This is a genomic window from Cupriavidus sp. 01L415, assembly GCF_056400065.1.
In genome coordinates this window covers 83,111-101,113 of record NZ_JBFTSP010000001.1, presented here as the reverse complement: position 1 = coordinate 101,113, position 18,003 = coordinate 83,111, and the positions used below count along the sequence as shown (strand labels likewise).

The following is an 18,003-nucleotide window of genomic DNA, read 5'->3' as shown; positions in this document are numbered from 1 at the left end:
CTTCGTTTTTGCTGCAGCGGTGGAATCAGGCGAAAGCCGCCAGCGCACCCTTCATCTTCTTCATCGCGGCCGCCTCGATCTGGCGGATGCGCTCGGCGGAGACGCCGAATTCGTCGGCCAGCTCATGCAGCGTGGAGCCGCCTGAGCCGTCGTCGTTCACGTCCAGCCAGCGTGCCTCGATGATGCGGCGGCTACGCGCGTCCAGGCGCTCCAGGGCCTCTTCCAGGCCTTCCACCTGCATGCGGTCCTGGCGCTTGGCCTCCAGCACGCGAGTCGGCTCGTTATGGTTGTCCGCCAGATAGGCGATGGGGGCGAATTCCTCCTCGCCGTCATCGATCTGGCCTTCCAGCGCCAGGTCGCCGCCCGACAGGCGGGTTTCCATCTCCATCACTTCCTCGGGCTTCACGTTGAGCTCGCGCGCAACGGCTTCCACCTGTTCGGGCGTGAAGGTGTGAGCACCCTGCTTGTGGCTGCGCAGATTGAAGAACAACTTGCGCTGGGCCTTGGTGGTCGCCACCTTGACCATGCGCCAGTTCTTCAGCACGTACTCGTGGATTTCGGCCTTGATCCAGTGCATCGCGTACGACACGAGACGCACACCCTGATCCGGGTCGAAGCGCTTCACGGCCTTCATCAGGCCAATGTTGCCTTCCTGGATCAGGTCCGCGTGCGGCAGGCCGTAGCCCAGGTACTGACGCGCGATGGACACCACCAGGCGGAGGTGGGACATCACCAGGCGACGGGCGGCATCGACGGAATCCGTGTCGCGCAGGTCACGTGCCAGACGCTGCTCTTCCTCGTGGGTGAGCAGCGGAATACGGTGGACAGCCTGGATGTAGCTGTCCAGATTCCCCAGCGTGCCGGGAAACGTCAGCGCGAAGCTGGCCGCGGCGGTACTCTGGGGCGCCGTCGGCAGACGGCGGGAAACTTGATTCTGATCGGCAGACAGGACTGCGTTCACTCAATTGCTCCTTTCGCATCCGGCGGTGGGTTGCCGGTGTGTCCCGTCAAAAACGAAGGGACACCGCATTGCAACGCATATTAGCACTCAGGCCGGGTGAGTGCTAAGTTGGAGAAGTTATAGGGGTGATAGTTCCCGACGATCAAAAGGCATTTTCGAATAGCGCAGAAACTATCGCCCGAATCGGCATGCCGCGTCCGATAAGGACTTGCGGGCAGGCCGTCTGGGGTACGAGGATTAGAGGGGAGCGGAGCCCGTCAGTTTCGCTTCGATTCCGGGATTCTGTATTGCGCGATTCGCTACACTCGAGTTGTTTTCTGATCTCACCCACAACGTTTATCTCATCCACGGAGTACCCGTCATGTCTGCCATCGAACACTTGCTAAAGCCCCATGTGCGGGACATCGGCGAATTCACGGTGCGGCGCTTGCTGCCCGCCGCCACCACCCAGACCGTTGGACCATTCATCTTCTTCGATCACATGGGGCCGGTGGCGATGCCTCCCGGCAATGGCATGGATGTGCGCCCGCATCCTCATATCGGCCTGGCGACCGTCACCTACCTGTTCGAGGGGGAAATCATGCACCGGGACAGCCTGGGCAGCGAACAGGTGATCCGGCCCGGCGACGTGAACTGGATGACGGCCGGCCGCGGCATCACGCATTCGGAGCGTTCGCCCGACGGCGCCCGCGAAGCCGGCCCGCGGCTGCATGGCATTCAGACCTGGGTGGCACTGCCCAAGGGGCACGAGAACGATCAGCCCTCGTTCCATCATCACCCGGGGGCGACCCTCCCCAAGCTGGAGCTGCCTGGCGTCCGGATGACGGTGATCGCCGGTGACGCATTCGGCGCCGAGTCCCCGGTCAGGGTGTACAGCCGGACGCTTTATGTGGCGATCGAGATGGATGCCGGGGCCAGCCTGGCAATTCCGCCCGAGCACGTCCAGCGGGGTGTCTATCCGGTCGAAGGCAACCTGACGCTCGATGGCGAGACCCTGCCGGCCGAGCACCTCGTCGTGCTGGTGCCGGGCGAGAGCGTGACGATCACGGCGACGATCCCCTCGCGCGTGATGCTGCTGGGTGGCGATCCGACTGACGGCCGACGCTTTATCTACTGGAATTTCGTGGCAAGCAGCAAGGAAGCCATCGAAGAGGCTGCCCAGCGCTGGCAGGACGACCAGTTTCCGCATGTGCCGGGCGAAACCGAGCGCATTCCGCTGCCGCCGCGCCGGTCATAAGCGGACGCAAGCCGAGCGCTCAGACCGGGCTGGCCCACGCCACCCGGGTCGCCTGCTTCAGGCAGTCCTTGATCGTTTCCACCTGGGTGACGATCGGCGCCGGCACTGGCACGGCGCCATCCATCACCTTGCGGATCCAGGCGGCGGTCTGGGCGGGGTCGTTGCCCGACGGCAGTTCCGGGACTTCGCCGATCGATCCGCCGACCGGATCGACCATCGTGCGCTGATGGCCGTCGTGCAGCCAGTCGATGCGGCTGCTGCGGCGCGCATCGGCCACGACTTCGCCCTCGGTGCCGCGCGCCAGCAGTACGTTGGCCGGCTCGTGCGAGAAGTAGTCGGTCAGCGTCTCGCGATATTCGGGATGGGTATAGCTGTAGAGGCGCAGCGCTTCGGCAGGCGTGTGGGCCCCGATGGGCTGCAGCATCTTGACGATCGTGTGCGACGAATTGCGCAGGCCGATGATCGATCGCTTCTCCAGCAGTCGCGCCAGTGCCGGTGACAGCACCTCGATCGGCAGCACGGCCAGCGGATTTGCCGCTGCACGCAACTGGTCCTGCGCCGCCTGGGTGGTCGCGCACAGCGGCACGCCCAGCGCCTCGAACAACGTCATGCTGGTCACGCGGCCATGAAACTGGCGCGTGCCATGCACCAGCGTCGGCACGCCATCGCGCGCCAGCAGCAATGCCAGCAGTGGTACCAGGTTGGGCTGCTTGCGCGCGCCGTTGTAGCTGGGAATCACCACCACGGGTTTGTCCGGCGGCGGCGCCAGCGGCGTGCAGTGGCCGTGAGCCGCCTCCAGCATGCCGGCCAGCTCATGGGGCGCCTCGCCCTTGATCCGGTACGCCATCAGCACGGCGCCCAGTTCGATGTCGGACACACGACCGGCCAGCATGGCATCGAACAGCGCCTGCGCATCCTCGCGCGGCAGCGCGCGGGCGCCATTCACGCCGCGTCCGATTTCCTTGATGAACTTCGCGGCGGGAAAGCTGTTGCCACCGGGGGTGGCGGGGGTGTCTGTGGAGGACGTCATGGCGCGGCGCTTGGATCGTGGGGTTTGGGGTTCATGATAGCGGAGCGGGGCGGCTTCGCCCACGCCTGCCTGATCCCATCGCCGCCGCGTCGGGTTGATATGGGGTGTGCGGTCCCGCCTATGCGGCCTCCTGCAGCGCCGGATTGCGCTGCTTCCGGTACAGGAAGTCCAGCACGGCCGTGCGGCAAGCGTGGTAGGTCTTGTCGTCGGCCAGCGCCACGCGGTCGCGCGGGCGCGGAATATCGACCTTCAGGATCTCGCCGATCGTCGCCGCGGGGCCGTTGGTCATCATGACGATACGATCGGCCAGCAGCACGGCCTCGTCCACGTCGTGCGTGACCATGACCACCGTGCTCCTGGTGCGGGCGACGATCTTGATCAGCTCGTCCTGAAGGTGGGCGCGCGTCAGCGCATCCAGCGCGCCGAACGGTTCGTCCATCAGCAGGACCTTGGGCTGCATCGCCAGCGCACGGGCAATGCCCACCCGCTGCTTCATCCCGCCCGAGATCTCGTGCGGATATTTGGCCTCCGCATGCGTCAGGCCAACCAGCGCGAGCGTGTCGTGGGTGCGCGCCTTCAACTGCGCCTTGCTTTCGGTGGCGCCGAACACGCGCTCCACGCCGAGGTGCACGTTCTCGAAGCAAGTCATCCACGGCAGCAGCGAATGGTTCTGGAATACGACCGCACGCTCCGGCCCCGGGCCGGCGATCTCGCGGCCCGCGCAGATCAGCGCGCCGGAGGTCGGGCTGGTCAGTCCGGCAATCAGGTTCAGCAGCGTGGACTTGCCGCAGCCGGAGTGCCCGATCAGCGTGATGAATTCCCCCTCGGCGATGGAGAGATGGATATCGCGCAGGGCCACGAACGGCCCCTTGCGCGTCTTGAACGTCTGCCCGACGTTCTCGATGCTGACAAACTTTTCCATGACGTCCGTCCCCGATCAGGTGTTGCCGTAGCTGAAGCGGCGGGCCAGCGCCAGCAGCAGGTGCTCCAGCACCAGGCCGACCACGCCGATGATGAAGATCGCGATCACGATGTGCTCGACCTTCAGGTTGTTCCATTCATCCCAGAGCCAGAAGCCGATGCCGGTGCCACCCGTCAGCATCTCCGCGGCGACGATCACGAGCCATGCCGTACCGATCGACAGCCGCACGCCGGTGAGCATGTAGGGCAGCACGGCCGGGAACAGCACGCGTCGGAACACCTTCCATTCGGACAGATCCAGCACACGCGCCACGTTCAGGTAGTCCTGCGGCACGCGCGTCACGCCCACGGCGGTGTTGATGATCATCGGCCAGATCGAGCAGATGAAGATCGCCCAGATGGCGGCAGGGTTGGCCGCCTTGAACAGCAGCAGGCCGATCGGCAGCCATGCCAGCGGCGACACCGGACGCAGCAGGCTGATCACGGGCGCGGCCATCGCGTTCAGGAACGCAAAACGCCCGAGCAGGAAGCCGGCCGGAATGCCGACCAGCGCGGCCAGGCCAAAGCCCGCCGCCACGCGGGTCAGCGATGCCAGCACGTTCCAGCCGATGCCCTGGTCGTTCGGCCCGTTGCGGTAGAACGGATCGGAGAACAGCGGCACCGCCGCATTCCACGTCGCGCCGGGCGTGGGGATGGCCGGGATCATGGTGGCGATGCCGTGCCACACGAGCAGGAACAACACAAAGCCAACCACCGGCGGTACGGCCTTGAGCACAACGCTACCGACCGCGTCGCGTCGCGCGGCGTGGCGCTCCTGCGCGGCGATCTCCAGCTTGCGGCGGCGCGTCTGCTCCTTGATATCGGGGTCGACGGACTCCGCGTTCATGGCGGTGGCGCCTTCCGGCGCGGCTTGGGCAATTGCGTTCACGTCTGGCTCCTGAAGGGGCGGGCAGGGAAAGGTAGGCGGAGCAAGCCGGGCAGGCTGCGCCGCCAGCGGAGCAGCGTCAGGCCTTGATCTTGAAGCCGTCGGCGTAGGCCTTCGGGTCCTTGGTCGCATCCCACGTCACGCCGTCGATCAGCCGGGCGGTGCGGAAGTCGCTCTTGGGCACCGCCACCTGCGCGGCCGCGGCCGCTTGCTTGAATACGTCGATCCGGTTCACCTGCCTGGCCACGGCCAGGTAGTCCGGGTGGTCCTTCAGCAGGCCCCAGCGCTTGTGCTGGGTCAGGAACCACATGCCGTCGGAGAGGAACGGGTAGTTCGCCGTGCCGTCCTGATAGAACTTCATGGAATCGGGGTCGTCCCAGGTCTTGCCCAGGCCGTTGCTGTAGCGGCCGAGCATGCGGTCCAGGATGATGTCCATGTCGGTATTGACGTAGGACTTGGCGGCGATGGTTTCCGCCGTCTTGCGACGGTTCGAGGCCGATGCGTCGATGTATTTCGACGCTTCCAGGATCGCGGCCACCATGGCACGCGCCGTGTTCGGATTCTTCTGAACGAAGTCGGCGGTGGTGCCGAGCGTCTTTTCCGGGTGATCCTTCCAGATGGCCTGCGTGGTTTCCACGGTGAAGCCAATCTTGTCGGCGATGGCGCGCGCGCCCCAGGGTTCGCCGACGCAGAAGCCGTCCATGTTGCCCACGCGCATGTTGGCCACCATCTGCGGCGGCGGCACCGTGATCGCCTTGGCGTCCTGCATCGGATTGATGCCGTTGGCCGCCAGCCAGTAGTAGAGCCACATCGCGTGCGTGCCGGTGGGGAAGGTCTGCGCGAACGTGTAGTCGCGCTTCTCCTTGGCCATCAGCGCGCGCAGGCTGGCGCCGTCGCGGACGCCCTTCTCGGACAGCTTGGACGACAGCGTGATGGCCTGGCCGTTGTGGTTCAGGTTCATCAGCACGGCCATATCCTTCTTGGGGCCGCCGATGCCCAGCTGCACGCCGTAGATGAGGCCATACAGCACGTGGGCCGCGTCCAGTTCGCCGTTGACCAGCTTGTCGCGCACGGCCGCCCAGGATGCTTCCTTGCTCGGCGTGATCTTGATGCCGTACTTCTTGTCCAGGCCCAGCGTCGATGCCATGACGACGGACGCGCAATCGGTCAGCGGGATGAAGCCGATTTTCACCTCGGACTTCTCCGGCGCGTCGGAGCCCGCCGCCCAGGCACCGCTGCGCACCAGCGGGTCCACCAGCGTCATCACGCTGGCACCGGCGATGGTGGCCAACGCGCGGCGACGGCCGTGGCTCGCGGGGGCCGTTTCGGCGGCGGCGGATTCCACGGCGGCGCGCGGGGTCTTGGCAATCTTCAGGCGAGAGGGCATTGCGATGGCTCCAGAAAGAAAAGGGCGTCCCGATCCGCATCCCGCCTTCGCCAGAAATCGGGGTGCAGTTCAGGACGCCGTTGTCCGATGCCGCGCGGTCGTCGTTGACCGCGTGCATATGTTGTTCGGTGATGCTTCAGACTTCGTACCGCGCAACCGTCGTTGGTCGCGACATCGATAACGCAAGCGACGTGCCAGCGGGATGGCGGAGGACGAAACGCGGGAAATTCACCACTCGGATGCGGCACGCGCTCAAGCGGTGCCGACGGCGTACCGCGAACGGGCGCGCCGGCTTTGCTGTCGGGCGCGAAGTGGGCGCGAAGTCGTGCGGGACGACCGGCCGGTGGCGCCGAAATTGTGCATTGCACCAGCCGCGTGCGGCCGGTGCGGGCGATCAGGTCATCACATCGATGACGCGCTGGGCGGCTTCCACCAGCTTGATGCCGCGCTCCATCGCCATGTTGCGCAGGCGCTTGAAGGCCTCTTCCTCATTGATGCCGCGCGCCTCCATCAGCAGCCCCTTGGCCCGCTCGACGGTCTTGCGCTCGGCCAGCTTGAGCTTGGTGGCGTCCAGTTCCGCGCGCAGTTGCTGGTCGAGTTCGAAACGGGCATAGGCAACGTTCAGCACGGTCTTCACGCGCTCGGCGCGCAGGCCGTCGACGATATAGGCGGTGATGCCGGCCGACAGCGCCCCCTTGATGCGCTGGGCGTCGTCGTTATCTGTGAACAGCACGATCGGGCGTGGCGCGTGCTGCGTGGAAACGCAGACGTGCTCGATGGTGTCGCGGGCGGCCGATTCGGAGGCAATGATGACCAGGTCCGGCTGGCTGGCGGCGATCACGTCTGGCAGGCGCAGGTCGGCATCGACGGTCTCCACCTCCGGGAAGCCGGCCTGCGCCAGTCCGGCGCGGATGGTCTCCACGTTGAGCGGATCGGCGTCATGCGGATCCCGCACCAGCAGGATGCGGAGCTGGCGGGGCGGCGCGGCCGGTGGTGCATTGGCGGATGGGGGCGGGTGGCGGCGGGTCATGGCGGTCGCTTGGTTGCGGTGCAATATGCAAGATTCGCGCCGGGACTACCTGTACTGTATGCCGCGGTACGCAAGGTGTATGCTTTTGCCCTGCTGCGCCGGGCGCGGCGCTCCCGTGGCACACCTGCCGCGGGAGGTGCCGGATGCGTCCGCCCAGCGTTCCATCAGAAAAAAAGTCTGGAGAGTTGGATGACCGAGTTCGTATTCGCCCCGCAAGCCCCCGTCGGCGTTCCCGTGCGAGGCAGCAGCGCCGCGTTTCCTGTGCGCCGTGTCTATTGCGTGGGCCGCAACTATGCCGCACACGCCCGCGAGATGGGTTCGGATCCCGATCGCGAACCGCCGTTTTTCTTCTGCAAGCCGTCTGACGCTGTCAGCTACATTGCCGACAACACCGAGGGCACCTTCCCGTACCCGCCCGGCACCGGCAACTGCCACTATGAAGTGGAACTGGTCGTGGCCATCGGCAAGGGCGGCAAGGACATCTCCGTGGAGCAAGCCGCCAGCCACGTCTATGGCTACGCCATTGGCCTGGACATGACGCGCCGCGATCTCCAGAACGAATCGAAGAAGACCGGCCGCCCCTGGGAGACCGGCAAGGCCTTCGACAAGTCGGCGCCGATCGGCCCGATCGTGCCCGTGTCCGCCATCGGCCATCCGGAGAAGGGCGCGGTGACGCTGGCCGTCAACGGCGCGGAGAAGCAGCGCGGCGACCTGTCGGACCTGATCTGGTCGGTGCCGGAGATGGTGTCGTATCTGTCGAAGCTGTTCGAGCTGCAGCCGGGCGACCTGATCTATAGCGGGACGCCTGAAGGCGTAGGCCCGGTGGTCAAGGGCGACGTCATGCAATGCCACATCGAGGGTGTGGGCGACCTGACCGTCAAGGTGGTCTGACGCGATGCTCAAGCTTTACAGCTACTTCCGCAGCTCGGCCTCCTTCCGGGTGCGCATCGCCCTCGGCCTGAAGGGCCTGCCCTATGAGTACGTGGGCGTGCATCTGCTGAAGGAGGGCGGCATGCAGCTGAAGCCGGAATACCGCGCGCTCAACGCGGATGGTGTGGTGCCGACGCTGGTCGTCGACGGTCAGCCGCTGATCCAGTCGATGGCGATCATCGAGTATCTGGACGAGGTACACCCGGAGCCGCCGCTGTTGCCAAAGGATGCGCTGGACCGTGCCATCGTGCGTGGCCTGGCGCAGGAGATCGCGTGCGAGATCCATCCGCTGAACAACCTGCGCGTGCTGAAGTACGTGAAGCACAAGCTGGGTGCGACGGACGAGGTCAAGGACGCGTGGTACAAGCACTGGGTCGAGGAGGGCTTTGCGTCGCTGGAGGTCAACCTGTCGCAACTCGGCCGTGTGGGCCGGTTCGCGTTCGGCGACACGCCGACGCTGATCGACCTGTGCCTGGTACCGCAGGTCTTCAACGCGCAACGCTTCAACGTCGACATGAGCCGTTTTCCGACGATCGCGAAGATCAACGATGCGTGCATGGCGCTGGAGGCGTTCCAGAAGGCGGCACCGGGCGTGCAGCCGGATAGCGAGTAAGCGCGAGCGCGCGCCCCGCGCGAGGCAAAGAAAAACCCCGGTAGCGATACCGGGGTTTTTTCTTTCGTGGCTTGTGCGACGTGGCGCGCTATCCCACGCTATCCCAGCAGCGCCTCCGCGAACTCGTCGGCCCTGAATGGCTGCAGGTCTTCCACCTTCTCGCCCACGCCGATGAAATACACCGGCACCGGGCGCTGGCGGGCGATCGCCGCCAGGATGCCGCCCTTGGCAGTGCCGTCGAGCTTGGTGACGATCAGGCCGGTCAGGCCGAGCGCATCGTCAAACGCGCGCGTCTGGGCCAGGGCGTTCTGGCCCGTGTTGGCGTCGATCACCAGCAGGCACTCGTGGGGTGCCGTGGGCATGGCCTTGGCGATCACGCGCTTGACCTTTTTCAACTCTTCCATCAGGTGCAGCTGCGTGGGCAGGCGGCCAGCGGTGTCGGCCATCACGACATCGATCTTGCGGGCGCGTGCCGCGTTCACCGCATCGAAGATCACCGCGGCCGGATCGCCGCTCTCCTGGGCGACCACCGTCACATTGTTGCGTTCGCCCCAGATGGTCAGCTGCTCGCGCGCGGCGGCACGGAACGTGTCGCCGGCGGCCAGCAGCACCGACTGGTGGTAGGCCTGGAAATGCTTGCAGAGCTTGCCGATGCTGGTGGTCTTGCCGGCGCCGTTCACGCCCGCGATCATCATGACCAGCGGCTGCTCGCGGCCCAGCTCCATCGTCTTCTCGAGCGGACGCAGCAGATCGGTTAACAGGTCCTTCAGCGCGGCTTTCACGCCCTCGGACGTCTCGATGCGCTCGCTCTTGACGCGGCGGCGCAGTTCGCCCAGCAGGTATTCCGTCGCCTCGACGCCCGCATCGGCCATCAGCAGCGCGGTCTCCAGTTCCTCGTACAGGGCTTCGTCGACCTTCACGCCAACGAACAGCGTGCCGATGTTCTTGCTGGTCTTCGACAACCCGGCGCGCAGGCGCGACATCCAGCCACGTTTAGCCTCAGGCGTCGGCGCGGGCGGCGGGGTCAGTTCCATGTCATCCGCCACCGGCGGATCGAAGGCAACCGGAGCCGGCCGGGGTGGCGGAACCTGCGCGGGGGCCGGTGCTGGCACTGGTGCTGGTACCGGAGCGGGCGCGGGAATGGGGGCCGGAGCGGGAATTGGCGCGGGGATCGGAGCTGGAGCTGGCGCGGGGATCGGAGCTGGAGCTGGCGCGGGAACTGGCGCCGGAACAGGGGCTGGCGAAGGGACGGGTGAAGGGGTTGGGGCCGCCGTCGGCGCAGGCGTGGGAGCCGGCGCGAGGGTCGGGGCGGGCGCGGGTGCGGCCAGGGGCGCCGGTGCCACGGCCGGCGCGGGCACGGCGGCCGGCGACTCGGCAGGCGCAGGGGCCGGCTCGGCCTTGCGCTTCTTCCAGAAACTAAACATTGGGAAAGGGGTCAATACCCCGGTAGAATCAATCGCCAAAATTCTAGCAGACGGGGTCGCATGAACCATTGCGCTGTCATGTCCGGACCGGGCGCCGCCCGTCCCGAATCGCTGCCCGCCGGCGCCGCCGCACTCGCGCGGCGCATCCATCCCACCATTGTTGTCGCCGCGTTCGTCGCTGCCCTGGCCGGTCTGCCGGCCGGGCCGGCGCTTGCCCAGCCATCGAACGAGACTGCCCGGACGACGTCCGCGCCCGCCCCCCAGGCGCCGCCATCGGGCGCCCGCACTGCGGCCGTGGGGCAGCCGGAGGCCGGCACCACGGAATTCCGCTTGTCCAACGGCATGCGCGTGATCGTCAAGGAAGACCATCGCGCGCCGACGGTGGCGCACCAGATCTGGTATCGGACCGGTGGCATCGACGAGGTCAGCGGAACCACCGGCGTGGCCCACATGCTCGAGCACATGATGTTCAAGGGGACGCCCAAGGTGCCGGTGGGCGAGTTCTCGCGCCAGATCGCCATGCTGGGCGGACGCGAGAACGCGATGACCAATCGGGACTTCACGCTTTATTACCAGCAAATCGCCAAGCAATACCTGCCGAAGATGATGGAGCTGGAGGCCGACCGCATGGCCAACCTCATCATCAAGAAGGATGAGTTCGACCGCGAAATGAAGGTCGTGATGGAGGAGCGCCGCCTGCGTACCGACGACTCCCCGCGCGGCACCGTCTACGAGCAGTTGCTGGCCACCGTCTACACGGCCGCACCGTACCGCCACCCGGTGATCGGCTGGATGGACGACCTCGTGAACATGCGGGTCGAGGATGTGCAGGAGTGGTACAAGGCCTGGTATGTGCCCAACAACGCGATGCTGGTGGTGACCGGCGACGTCCGCCCGGACGAGGTCCGCGCGATGGCCGAGCGCTACTACGGCAAGCTCAAGCCGCGCGCGCTGCCGCTGCGCAAGACGCAGCTGGAGGCCAAGCAGGAAGGGATCAAGCGCATCTGGGTCAAGGCGCCGGCCGAGAACCCGTACATGGTGATGGCCTACAAGGTGCCGCGCCTGCATGACGTGGAGAAGGATGTCGATCCGTACGCGCTGGAAGTCCTGTCCGCCGTGCTCAACGGCTACGACAACGCCCGCCTGACGCGCGAGCTGGTGCGCGAGCAGCGGCTGGCCGACGACGTCAACGTTGGCTACGACAGCATCAATCGTGGCGAATCGCTCTTCGTGCTCGACGGCACGCCCGCCAGCGGTCATACCACCGAGGAGATCGAGCGCGCGCTGCGCGAGGAAATCCAGCGGATTGCGAAGAACGGCGTGTCCGAAGAGGAGCTGAAGCGCGTGAAGGCGCAGGTCGTGGCCGGCCAGATCTACAAGCGCGACTCGGTCTTCGGGCAGGGCATGGAGATCGGCGTGGCCGAGATCGCAGGCCTCTCCTGGCGCCAGATCGACCGCATGCTCGACAAGATCAAGGAAGTCACGCCAGCCCAGGTGCAGGCCGTCGCCGGCAAGTATTTCAGCGACGACAACCTGACCGTGGCCACGCTGCTGCCGCAGCCGATCGACCCCAACAAGCCCAAGACCGCGGCCCCCGAGGGCCTGCGTCACTGAGGAGCGACGATGTCCGTATCCGTCATGACGATTGCATCGCCACGCATGGTGCGCCGGCTGGCTGGCGCCGCCTGCGGGGTGGTCGCGTTCCTCGCTGGTGCCGTGGCCCATGCCGCCATCCCGATCGAGAGCTGGACCGCATCCACCGGGGCAAAGGTATTTTTCGTACCGAGCCCGTCGATCCCGATGCTCGACGTCAATATCGACTTCGACGCCGGCAGCCGCTATGACCCGCCGGGCAAGGCCGGGCTGGCGACGCTCGCCGCCGCGTTGCTCGACAAGGGTGCCGCCGCGCAGGATGGCCAGCCGGCGCGCAACGAAGCGCAGATCGCCGATGCATTCGCCGATACCGGTGCCGATTTTGGCGGCGCGGCCGGGGGAGACCGCGGTGGCATCGGCCTGCGGACGCTGACGGCATCGCCGGAACGTGAGCAGTCACTGCGTCTGGCCGGGCAGCTCATCAAGGCGCCGACCTATCCGGACGCCGTGGTCGCTCGCGAAAAGCAGCGGCTGATCACCGCGATCCGCGAGGGCGATACGCGACCGGGCGTGATTGCCGACAAGACCGTGTCGAAGGCGATGTACCCGAACCATCCCTACGGGGTATCGGCCACGCCGGAGTCGGTCGGATCGATCACGCGCGACGACCTGATGAAGTTCTGGCGCGACAGCTACAGCGCAAAGCGTGCCGTCGTGACGCTGATCGGCGCGATCGACCGCAAGCAGGCCGAGCAGATCGCCGAAGACCTGACGAAGGGCCTGCCCGAAGGCGTCGCGCCGCCGGCGATCCCCGACGTGCAGATGACGATTCCGGCCAGCGAGAAGCGCATCCCGCATCCGGCGCAGCAGGCCAGCGTGGCGATGGGCCAGCCCGCTATCGCGCGTGGCGACCCCGACTACTTCGCGCTGCTGGTGGGCAACTACGTGCTGGGCGGAGGCGGTTTCAGCTCGCGCCTGACGGATCAGGTGCGCGAGAAGCGGGGGCTGACTTACGGCGTGGACAGCTATTTCGCACCGTCCAGGCAACCGGGTCCGTTCGGCATCACGCTGCAGACGAAGAAGGCCAACACCGATGAGGCGCTGACGCTGGTGCGCCAGATCGTCGCCCAGTTCGTGGCGCAGGGCCCGACCGACGCTGAACTGCGCGCTGCCAAGGACAACCTGGTCAACGGCTTTCCACTGCGAATCGACAGCAATCGCAAGCTGCTGACCAATGTGGCCAATATCGGCTGGTATGGCCTGCCGCTCGACTACCTCGACACGTGGACCGCGCAGATCAACAAGATCACGCGCGATCAGGTCCGTGCGGCATTCCAGCGCCATGTTCACCCGGACGCGATGGCCACCGTCATTGTCGGCGGCCCCGAAAAGTAGCCGTTGATCATCGTGCGCCCCATCCGATGGTGGGGCGCGCCGCCCCGCCGCCAGTGTGGCGCGGCGTGGCAGGCTCTACAATCACGGCATGAATTCGCGTTCCCGACCTTCGCCCGCGCCGCGCGTGCGATCCTCTTCCCCAGCGTCACGATCGACGACCGCCCAGGTGCGGATCATCGGCGGGCGCTGGAAGCGCTCCCTGTTGCCGGTGCTTGACGCCGAGGGCCTGCGCCCGACCCCGGACCGCGTCCGGGAAACCCTGTTCAACTGGCTTGGCCAGGACCTCTCCGGGCTGAGCTGCCTCGACCTGTTTGCGGGCTCCGGCGCACTTGGCTTCGAAGCGGCGTCGCGCGGCGCCGCCGCCGTGACGCTGGTGGAAGCCAACCCGCGTGTGGCGCGCCAGTTGCGTGACAACCAGTACCGGTTTGACGCCGCGCAGGTCAAGGTCATCCAGGGCGATGCCTTTGGCGTGGCGGCGCAGATGCCTGCCGCCAGCTTCGACGTGATCTTCCTGGACCCCCCGTTTGCGGAGGACTGGCTTGGGCCGGCACTGGAGCATGCCGCGCGGCTGTCACGTCCGGGCGGGGCCGTGTATGTGGAAACCGACCGTGCGCTGATCGGGCCGGATGCGCCGGTGCCGGCATCGCTGGAGATCGTGCGTCAGGCACGGGCCGGCGCGGTGCACTTCCACCTGTTGCAACATCGCCTGCCAGGCGGATCGGAATAGCGACGTCGTACGACGAGTTCCGCGCCGCATAAGCCTTTCCGGTCGTGCTGCAATGCCGCAAAAAGGGTGCGCGCTCCGACTTCCAAACGCGGCATTTGGCGTTACACTACGCCGCTGTTGTTTGTTCAACGCTCGTCACCAAGAATCATTCGAAACGGCAAGTGAAGCCGGCAACGGGCAGCCCAAAGGAGGAAATATGGTCGTCGCGGTCTATCCCGGTACATTCGATCCCATGACCCGGGGACACGAGGATCTCGTCCGCCGCGCGTCGAATATCTTCGACGAGCTGGTGGTCGGTGTGGCGCACAGCCCCAACAAACGCCCGTTCTTCTCTCTCGAGGAGCGCATCGGCATCGCGCGCGAGGTGCTCGGCCACTACCCCAACGTGCGGGTGGAAGGCTTCTCGGGCCTGCTCAAGGATTTCGTGCGCAAGAACAATGCGCGCGTGATCGTCCGCGGCCTGCGCGCCGTGTCGGATTTCGAATACGAGTTCCAGATGGCCGGCATGAACCGCTATCTGCTGCCGGACGTCGAAACCATGTTCCTGACGCCGTCTGACCAGTACCAGTTCATCTCGGGCACCTTCGTGCGCGAAATCGCGGTGCTGGGCGGCGACGTCAGCAAGTTCGTCTTTCCCTCCGTGGAGCGCTGGCTTCAGGAGAAGATTGGCAAACCGGAATAAAATAGAAGTCTTCGATCCCGCCGACGTGGCCAGTCGGGTGCGGGCGGGTCGCTGGAAGGAAATATCATGGCGCTGATCATCACCGACGACTGCATCAACTGCGACGTTTGTGAGCCCGAGTGCCCGAACGAAGCAATTTCGATGGGGCCCGAGATCTACGAGATCGACCCCAACAAGTGTACCGAGTGCGTCGGCCACTTTGACGAACCGCAGTGCCAGCAAGTCTGCCCCGTTGCGTGTATTCCCAAGGATCCCAACCGGGTGGAAACGCATGAAGTGCTGATGCAACGCTATCGGTTGCTGACCGCGGCAAGGCACGCGGCCTGAAGCCGGATCGCGTCGGCGGTCGACTCGTTGCTCGTTCCGGGCTATCCGGAAAAGAGAAACCCCGCTCAACGCATGTTGGCGGGGTTTTTTACTGGCCGCGTGGCGGATTGCTCCGCTCAGGCTCAGGAGATGAGGCGCGATCAGCGCCCCGTGTGCAGTTCCATCATCGCACGCTCGCTCTCGCCTCGCGCCAGCAGCCCCAGCGGGTCGATGCTGCGGTCGATGGCTTCGTCGATGGCTTGCTGTTCTTCCTTTCGCGGCGGCTTCAGCACATAGTTCACCACGTCCTCGCGGGCGGCTCCGGCGCCGCCCGGGGCATTGCGCGGATGGCCCACGCCCAGGCGCAGCCGCCAGTAGTCCTGTGTGGTCAGGTGAGCGGCGATGTCCTTCAGCCCGTTATGGCCGCCCGCACCGCCGCCGCGCTTGAGCTTGACGGCGCCCGCAGGCAGGTCCATCTCATCATGTGCCACGAGGATTTCGTCCGGCAGGACTTTATAGAAGCGCGCCAGCGATACCACGGCCAGGCCGGAACGATTCATGAATGTCGATGGCTTAAGCAGCCAGATGTCCTGGTCCCACAGCCGCGCGCGGCCGGCCAGGCCGTGGAAGCGGCCTTCTACGCGTAGTGTTGTGCCACCCATGCGGGCGAGCTGGTCGACGAGCCAGAATCCGGCGTTGTGCCGCGTGGCTTCGTATTCCGCCCCGGGATTGCCGAGGCCGACGATGAGCTTGATCATGCGTTATATCGGGAGTCGGGTGCCTGACGGCACCGGTTGGCGCCAGACAGGATACGCGAAAAATCCGCGCGAAAAAAAACCGCCGGCGAACCGGCGGTTTCTTCGATGCAGCAGCGGCGCTGGTCCGCTACGGCACCTGGTGCAATGTCGCTCAGGCAGCCGGCGTTTCGCCAGCGGCTGCTTCGCCGCCTTCAGCTGCCGCCACGCCGCCGGCTGGCAGCGAGATGTTGGCGATGGCGGGGTTCTCGTCACCGTGGGTGATGGCGGTCACGCCCTTCGGCAAGTTCAGGTCCGACAGGTGGATAGTCTGGTTCAGTTCGGCCTTGCCCAGATCCACTTCGATGAACTCGGGCAGGTCGCCCGGCAGGCACGACACTTCCAGGTCATTCAGGATGTGGTTGACGATGCCGTGGCCCAGCTTCACGCCAGGAGCGGATTCCTGGTTCATGAAGTGCAGGGGCACCTTCACGTGGATCTTGTCGGTGGCGGACACGCGCTGGAAGTCGACGTGCAGCACCAGCGGCTTGAACGGGTGCATCTGGAAGGCGCGCAGCAGGGCCTTCTCAGACTTGCCAGCCACTTCGAGGTCCAGGATCGACGAGTGGAACGCTTCCTTCTTCAGGGCGTGCCACAGGGCGTTGTGATCCAGCTCGATCATCTTCGGCTCGTTGGCGCCGCCGTAGATGATGCCGGGGGTCTTGCCGGAATTGCGCAGGCGGCGGCTCGCACCCGTACCCTGTACGCTACGCTCGAAAGCGATAACTTTCATTGTGAACTCCAAAAGTAAGAAGGCTGTCCGCGACCAGACAGCCTCGACTGGGCGACGCATCTTGAATGGTGCGCCGCCTGAATCACGTTGGCCGCCGATATGGCTGCCAACGCGGTAAAGCCTTGCATTTTAGCAGGATTTCACCCGCTCAAATCGCCCGCTCCATGTGAAACGGGCGAGCGGCCGGATCAGGCGTCGGCAAACAGCGACATGATCGAGTCGCCCTTCACGATCCGGGTAAAGGTCTCGGCCAGCAGCGGGGCGGTGGAGACCTGGCGGATCTTGCCGGACTGGCGTGCCTCGTCCGACAGCGGGATGGTGTCGCACACCACCACTTCGTCGAGTTCGGACGCCGCGATGCGTGCGGCAGCGCCGCCGGACAACACCGGGTGGGTGCAGTAGGCGAACACCTTCAGCGCGCCGCGTTCCTTCAGCACCTGGGCCGCCTTGCACAGCGTGCCGCCGGTGTCGATCATGTCGTCCATGATGACGCAGTTGCGGCCGGCGACTTCACCGATGATGTTCATCACCTCGGCCACGTTGGCCTTGGGGCGACGCTTGTCGATGATGGCCAGGTCGCAGTTCAGCTGCTTGGCCAGTGCACGGGCGCGTACCACGCCGCCAACGTCCGGCGACACGACCAGCAGGTCGCCGTAGTTCTTCTCGCGCAGGTCGCCCAGCAGTACCGGGGATGCGTAGATGTTGTCGACGGGGATATCGAAGAAACCCTGGATCTGGTCCGCGTGCAGGTCCATCGTCAGGACCCGTTCCACGCCGGCGACTTCCAGCATGTTGGCTACGATCTTGGCCGAGATGGCCACGCGCGCCGAACGCGGGCGGCGATCCTGGCGGGCATAGCCGAAGTACGGCATGGCGGCGGTGATGCTGCGTGCCGAAGCGCGCTTGAGGGCATCGACCATCACCATCAGTTCCATGAGGTTGTCGTTGGTCGGCGCGCAGGTCGACTGCAGCACGATGACGTGCTTGCCGCGAACGTTTTCCTGGATTTCGACCTGGACTTCACCGTCGGAGAAACGGCCTACCAGCGCTTTTCCCAGCGGAATGCCGAGGTGCTGTACGACAGCCTCCGCGAGTTTGGGGTTGGCGTTGCCGGTAAATACCATCAAGCCTTCGCTGCTCATTCGGGGCACCTGTCTTGCTGCTGGGGGAGCTTTGCGCTACCGGCTGGTGCCGGCAGCGATATCTGCGTATCCGTCAGGACACTATAGGAAGTAATGGCAGGGGAAGAAGGATTCGAACCTTCGAATGCCGGAATCAAAATCCGGTGCCTTGACCAACTTGGCGACTCCCCTAC

Annotated in this window: 18 protein-coding genes and 1 tRNA gene; 8 read left to right on the top strand and 11 right to left on the bottom strand. The window is 65.7% G+C overall.

Features of this window, described 5'->3' with window-relative positions; genetic code table 11:
• Nucleotides 1-25: 25 nt before the first annotated feature.
• On the bottom strand, nt 26-961 hold the full coding sequence (gene rpoH / locus AC1DOX_RS00430; protein WP_092135777.1) for an RNA polymerase sigma factor RpoH: 936 nt from the start codon (nt 959-961) through the stop codon (nt 26-28).
• A gap of 361 nt (nt 962-1,322) precedes the next feature.
• Here rpoH and AC1DOX_RS00425 point away from each other — a divergent pair, with 361 nt between their 5' ends.
• On the top strand, nt 1,323-2,198 hold the full coding sequence (locus AC1DOX_RS00425; protein WP_441623766.1) for a pirin family protein: 876 nt from the start codon (nt 1,323-1,325) through the stop codon (nt 2,196-2,198).
• Between the two features lie 19 nt (nt 2,199-2,217).
• Here AC1DOX_RS00425 and ybiB read toward each other — a convergent pair whose 3' ends face one another.
• The 5 genes from ybiB to AC1DOX_RS00400 all read right to left on the bottom strand — a co-directional run bounded on the left by ybiB (nt 2,218) and on the right by AC1DOX_RS00400 (nt 7,491).
• The gene (gene ybiB / locus AC1DOX_RS00420; RefSeq protein ID WP_441623768.1) at nt 2,218-3,228 is read right to left on the bottom strand and encodes a DNA-binding protein YbiB; all 1,011 of its coding nucleotides are present in this window, start codon (nt 3,226-3,228) and stop codon (nt 2,218-2,220) included.
• A gap of 118 nt (nt 3,229-3,346) precedes the next feature.
• Nucleotides 3,347-4,150: an ABC transporter ATP-binding protein gene (locus AC1DOX_RS00415; RefSeq protein ID WP_441623770.1), complete on the bottom strand. Its 804-nt coding sequence runs from the start codon at nt 4,148-4,150 to the stop codon at nt 3,347-3,349.
• A gap of 15 nt (nt 4,151-4,165) precedes the next feature.
• Nucleotides 4,166-5,077, bottom strand: coding sequence for a nitrate ABC transporter permease (ntrB, locus tag AC1DOX_RS00410; protein WP_441623772.1), 912 nt, complete (start codon nt 5,075-5,077; stop codon nt 4,166-4,168).
• Nucleotides 5,078-5,153: 76 nt separating this feature from the next.
• Nucleotides 5,154-6,461: a CmpA/NrtA family ABC transporter substrate-binding protein gene (locus tag AC1DOX_RS00405; protein ID WP_092135784.1), complete on the bottom strand. Its 1,308-nt coding sequence runs from the start codon at nt 6,459-6,461 to the stop codon at nt 5,154-5,156.
• 394 nt (nt 6,462-6,855) lie between these two features.
• Entirely contained in the window at nt 6,856-7,491 is a 636-nt protein-coding gene (locus AC1DOX_RS00400) for an ANTAR domain-containing response regulator (RefSeq protein ID WP_441623775.1), read from the bottom strand.
• A 189-nt stretch (nt 7,492-7,680) separates the two neighbouring features.
• On the opposite strand from AC1DOX_RS00400, the gene AC1DOX_RS00395 reads away from it, so the two are divergent.
• Both AC1DOX_RS00395 and maiA read left to right on the top strand, forming a co-directional pair.
• Nucleotides 7,681-8,382, top strand: a complete 702-nt coding sequence (locus AC1DOX_RS00395; protein ID WP_092135786.1) for a fumarylacetoacetate hydrolase family protein — start codon at nt 7,681-7,683, stop codon at nt 8,380-8,382.
• Between the two features lie 4 nt (nt 8,383-8,386).
• Nucleotides 8,387-9,034, top strand: coding sequence for a maleylacetoacetate isomerase (gene maiA / locus AC1DOX_RS00390; protein ID WP_092135787.1), 648 nt, complete (start codon nt 8,387-8,389; stop codon nt 9,032-9,034).
• Nucleotides 9,035-9,132: 98 nt separating this feature from the next.
• Here the strand turns inward: maiA and ftsY are convergent, their stop codons facing one another.
• Nucleotides 9,133-10,458, bottom strand: coding sequence for a signal recognition particle-docking protein FtsY (gene ftsY, locus AC1DOX_RS00385; RefSeq protein ID WP_477101345.1), 1,326 nt, complete (start codon nt 10,456-10,458; stop codon nt 9,133-9,135).
• A gap of 60 nt (nt 10,459-10,518) precedes the next feature.
• Between ftsY and AC1DOX_RS00380 the strand changes: the two genes are divergently transcribed.
• The 5 genes from AC1DOX_RS00380 (at nt 10,519) to AC1DOX_RS00360 (ending at nt 15,182) form a co-directional block, all read left to right on the top strand.
• Nucleotides 10,519-12,072: a M16 family metallopeptidase gene (locus tag AC1DOX_RS00380; protein ID WP_441623608.1), complete on the top strand. Its 1,554-nt coding sequence runs from the start codon at nt 10,519-10,521 to the stop codon at nt 12,070-12,072.
• Between the two features lie 9 nt (nt 12,073-12,081).
• Nucleotides 12,082-13,446 carry a M16 family metallopeptidase gene (locus AC1DOX_RS00375; protein WP_441623606.1) on the top strand — a complete coding sequence of 455 codons (1,365 nt, stop codon included), beginning with the start codon at nt 12,082-12,084 and terminating at the stop codon, nt 13,444-13,446.
• 88 nt (nt 13,447-13,534) lie between these two features.
• Nucleotides 13,535-14,173: a 16S rRNA (guanine(966)-N(2))-methyltransferase RsmD gene (gene rsmD / locus AC1DOX_RS00370; RefSeq protein WP_441623604.1), complete on the top strand. Its 639-nt coding sequence runs from the start codon at nt 13,535-13,537 to the stop codon at nt 14,171-14,173.
• Between the two features lie 196 nt (nt 14,174-14,369).
• The gene (coaD, locus tag AC1DOX_RS00365) at nt 14,370-14,855 is read left to right on the top strand and encodes a pantetheine-phosphate adenylyltransferase (RefSeq protein WP_066739714.1); all 486 of its coding nucleotides are present in this window, start codon (nt 14,370-14,372) and stop codon (nt 14,853-14,855) included.
• Nucleotides 14,856-14,921: 66 nt separating this feature from the next.
• Nucleotides 14,922-15,182 carry a YfhL family 4Fe-4S dicluster ferredoxin gene (locus AC1DOX_RS00360; RefSeq protein WP_092135794.1) on the top strand — a complete coding sequence of 87 codons (261 nt, stop codon included), beginning with the start codon at nt 14,922-14,924 and terminating at the stop codon, nt 15,180-15,182.
• 140 nt (nt 15,183-15,322) lie between these two features.
• On the opposite strand, the gene pth is transcribed toward AC1DOX_RS00360, so the two are convergent.
• From pth to AC1DOX_RS00340, 4 genes are all read right to left on the bottom strand, one after another.
• On the bottom strand, nt 15,323-15,919 hold the full coding sequence (pth, locus tag AC1DOX_RS00355) for an aminoacyl-tRNA hydrolase (RefSeq protein WP_092135795.1): 597 nt from the start codon (nt 15,917-15,919) through the stop codon (nt 15,323-15,325).
• A 151-nt stretch (nt 15,920-16,070) separates the two neighbouring features.
• Nucleotides 16,071-16,688 (bottom strand): 50S ribosomal protein L25/general stress protein Ctc, encoded by a 618-nt coding sequence (locus tag AC1DOX_RS00350; protein ID WP_092135797.1) that lies wholly within the window; start codon nt 16,686-16,688, stop codon nt 16,071-16,073.
• 188 nt (nt 16,689-16,876) lie between these two features.
• Nucleotides 16,877-17,830: a ribose-phosphate pyrophosphokinase gene (locus AC1DOX_RS00345; RefSeq protein WP_092135798.1), complete on the bottom strand. Its 954-nt coding sequence runs from the start codon at nt 17,828-17,830 to the stop codon at nt 16,877-16,879.
• A gap of 94 nt (nt 17,831-17,924) precedes the next feature.
• Nucleotides 17,925-18,001 (bottom strand) — tRNA-Gln (locus tag AC1DOX_RS00340).
• Between the last annotated feature and the right edge of the window lie 2 nt (nt 18,002-18,003).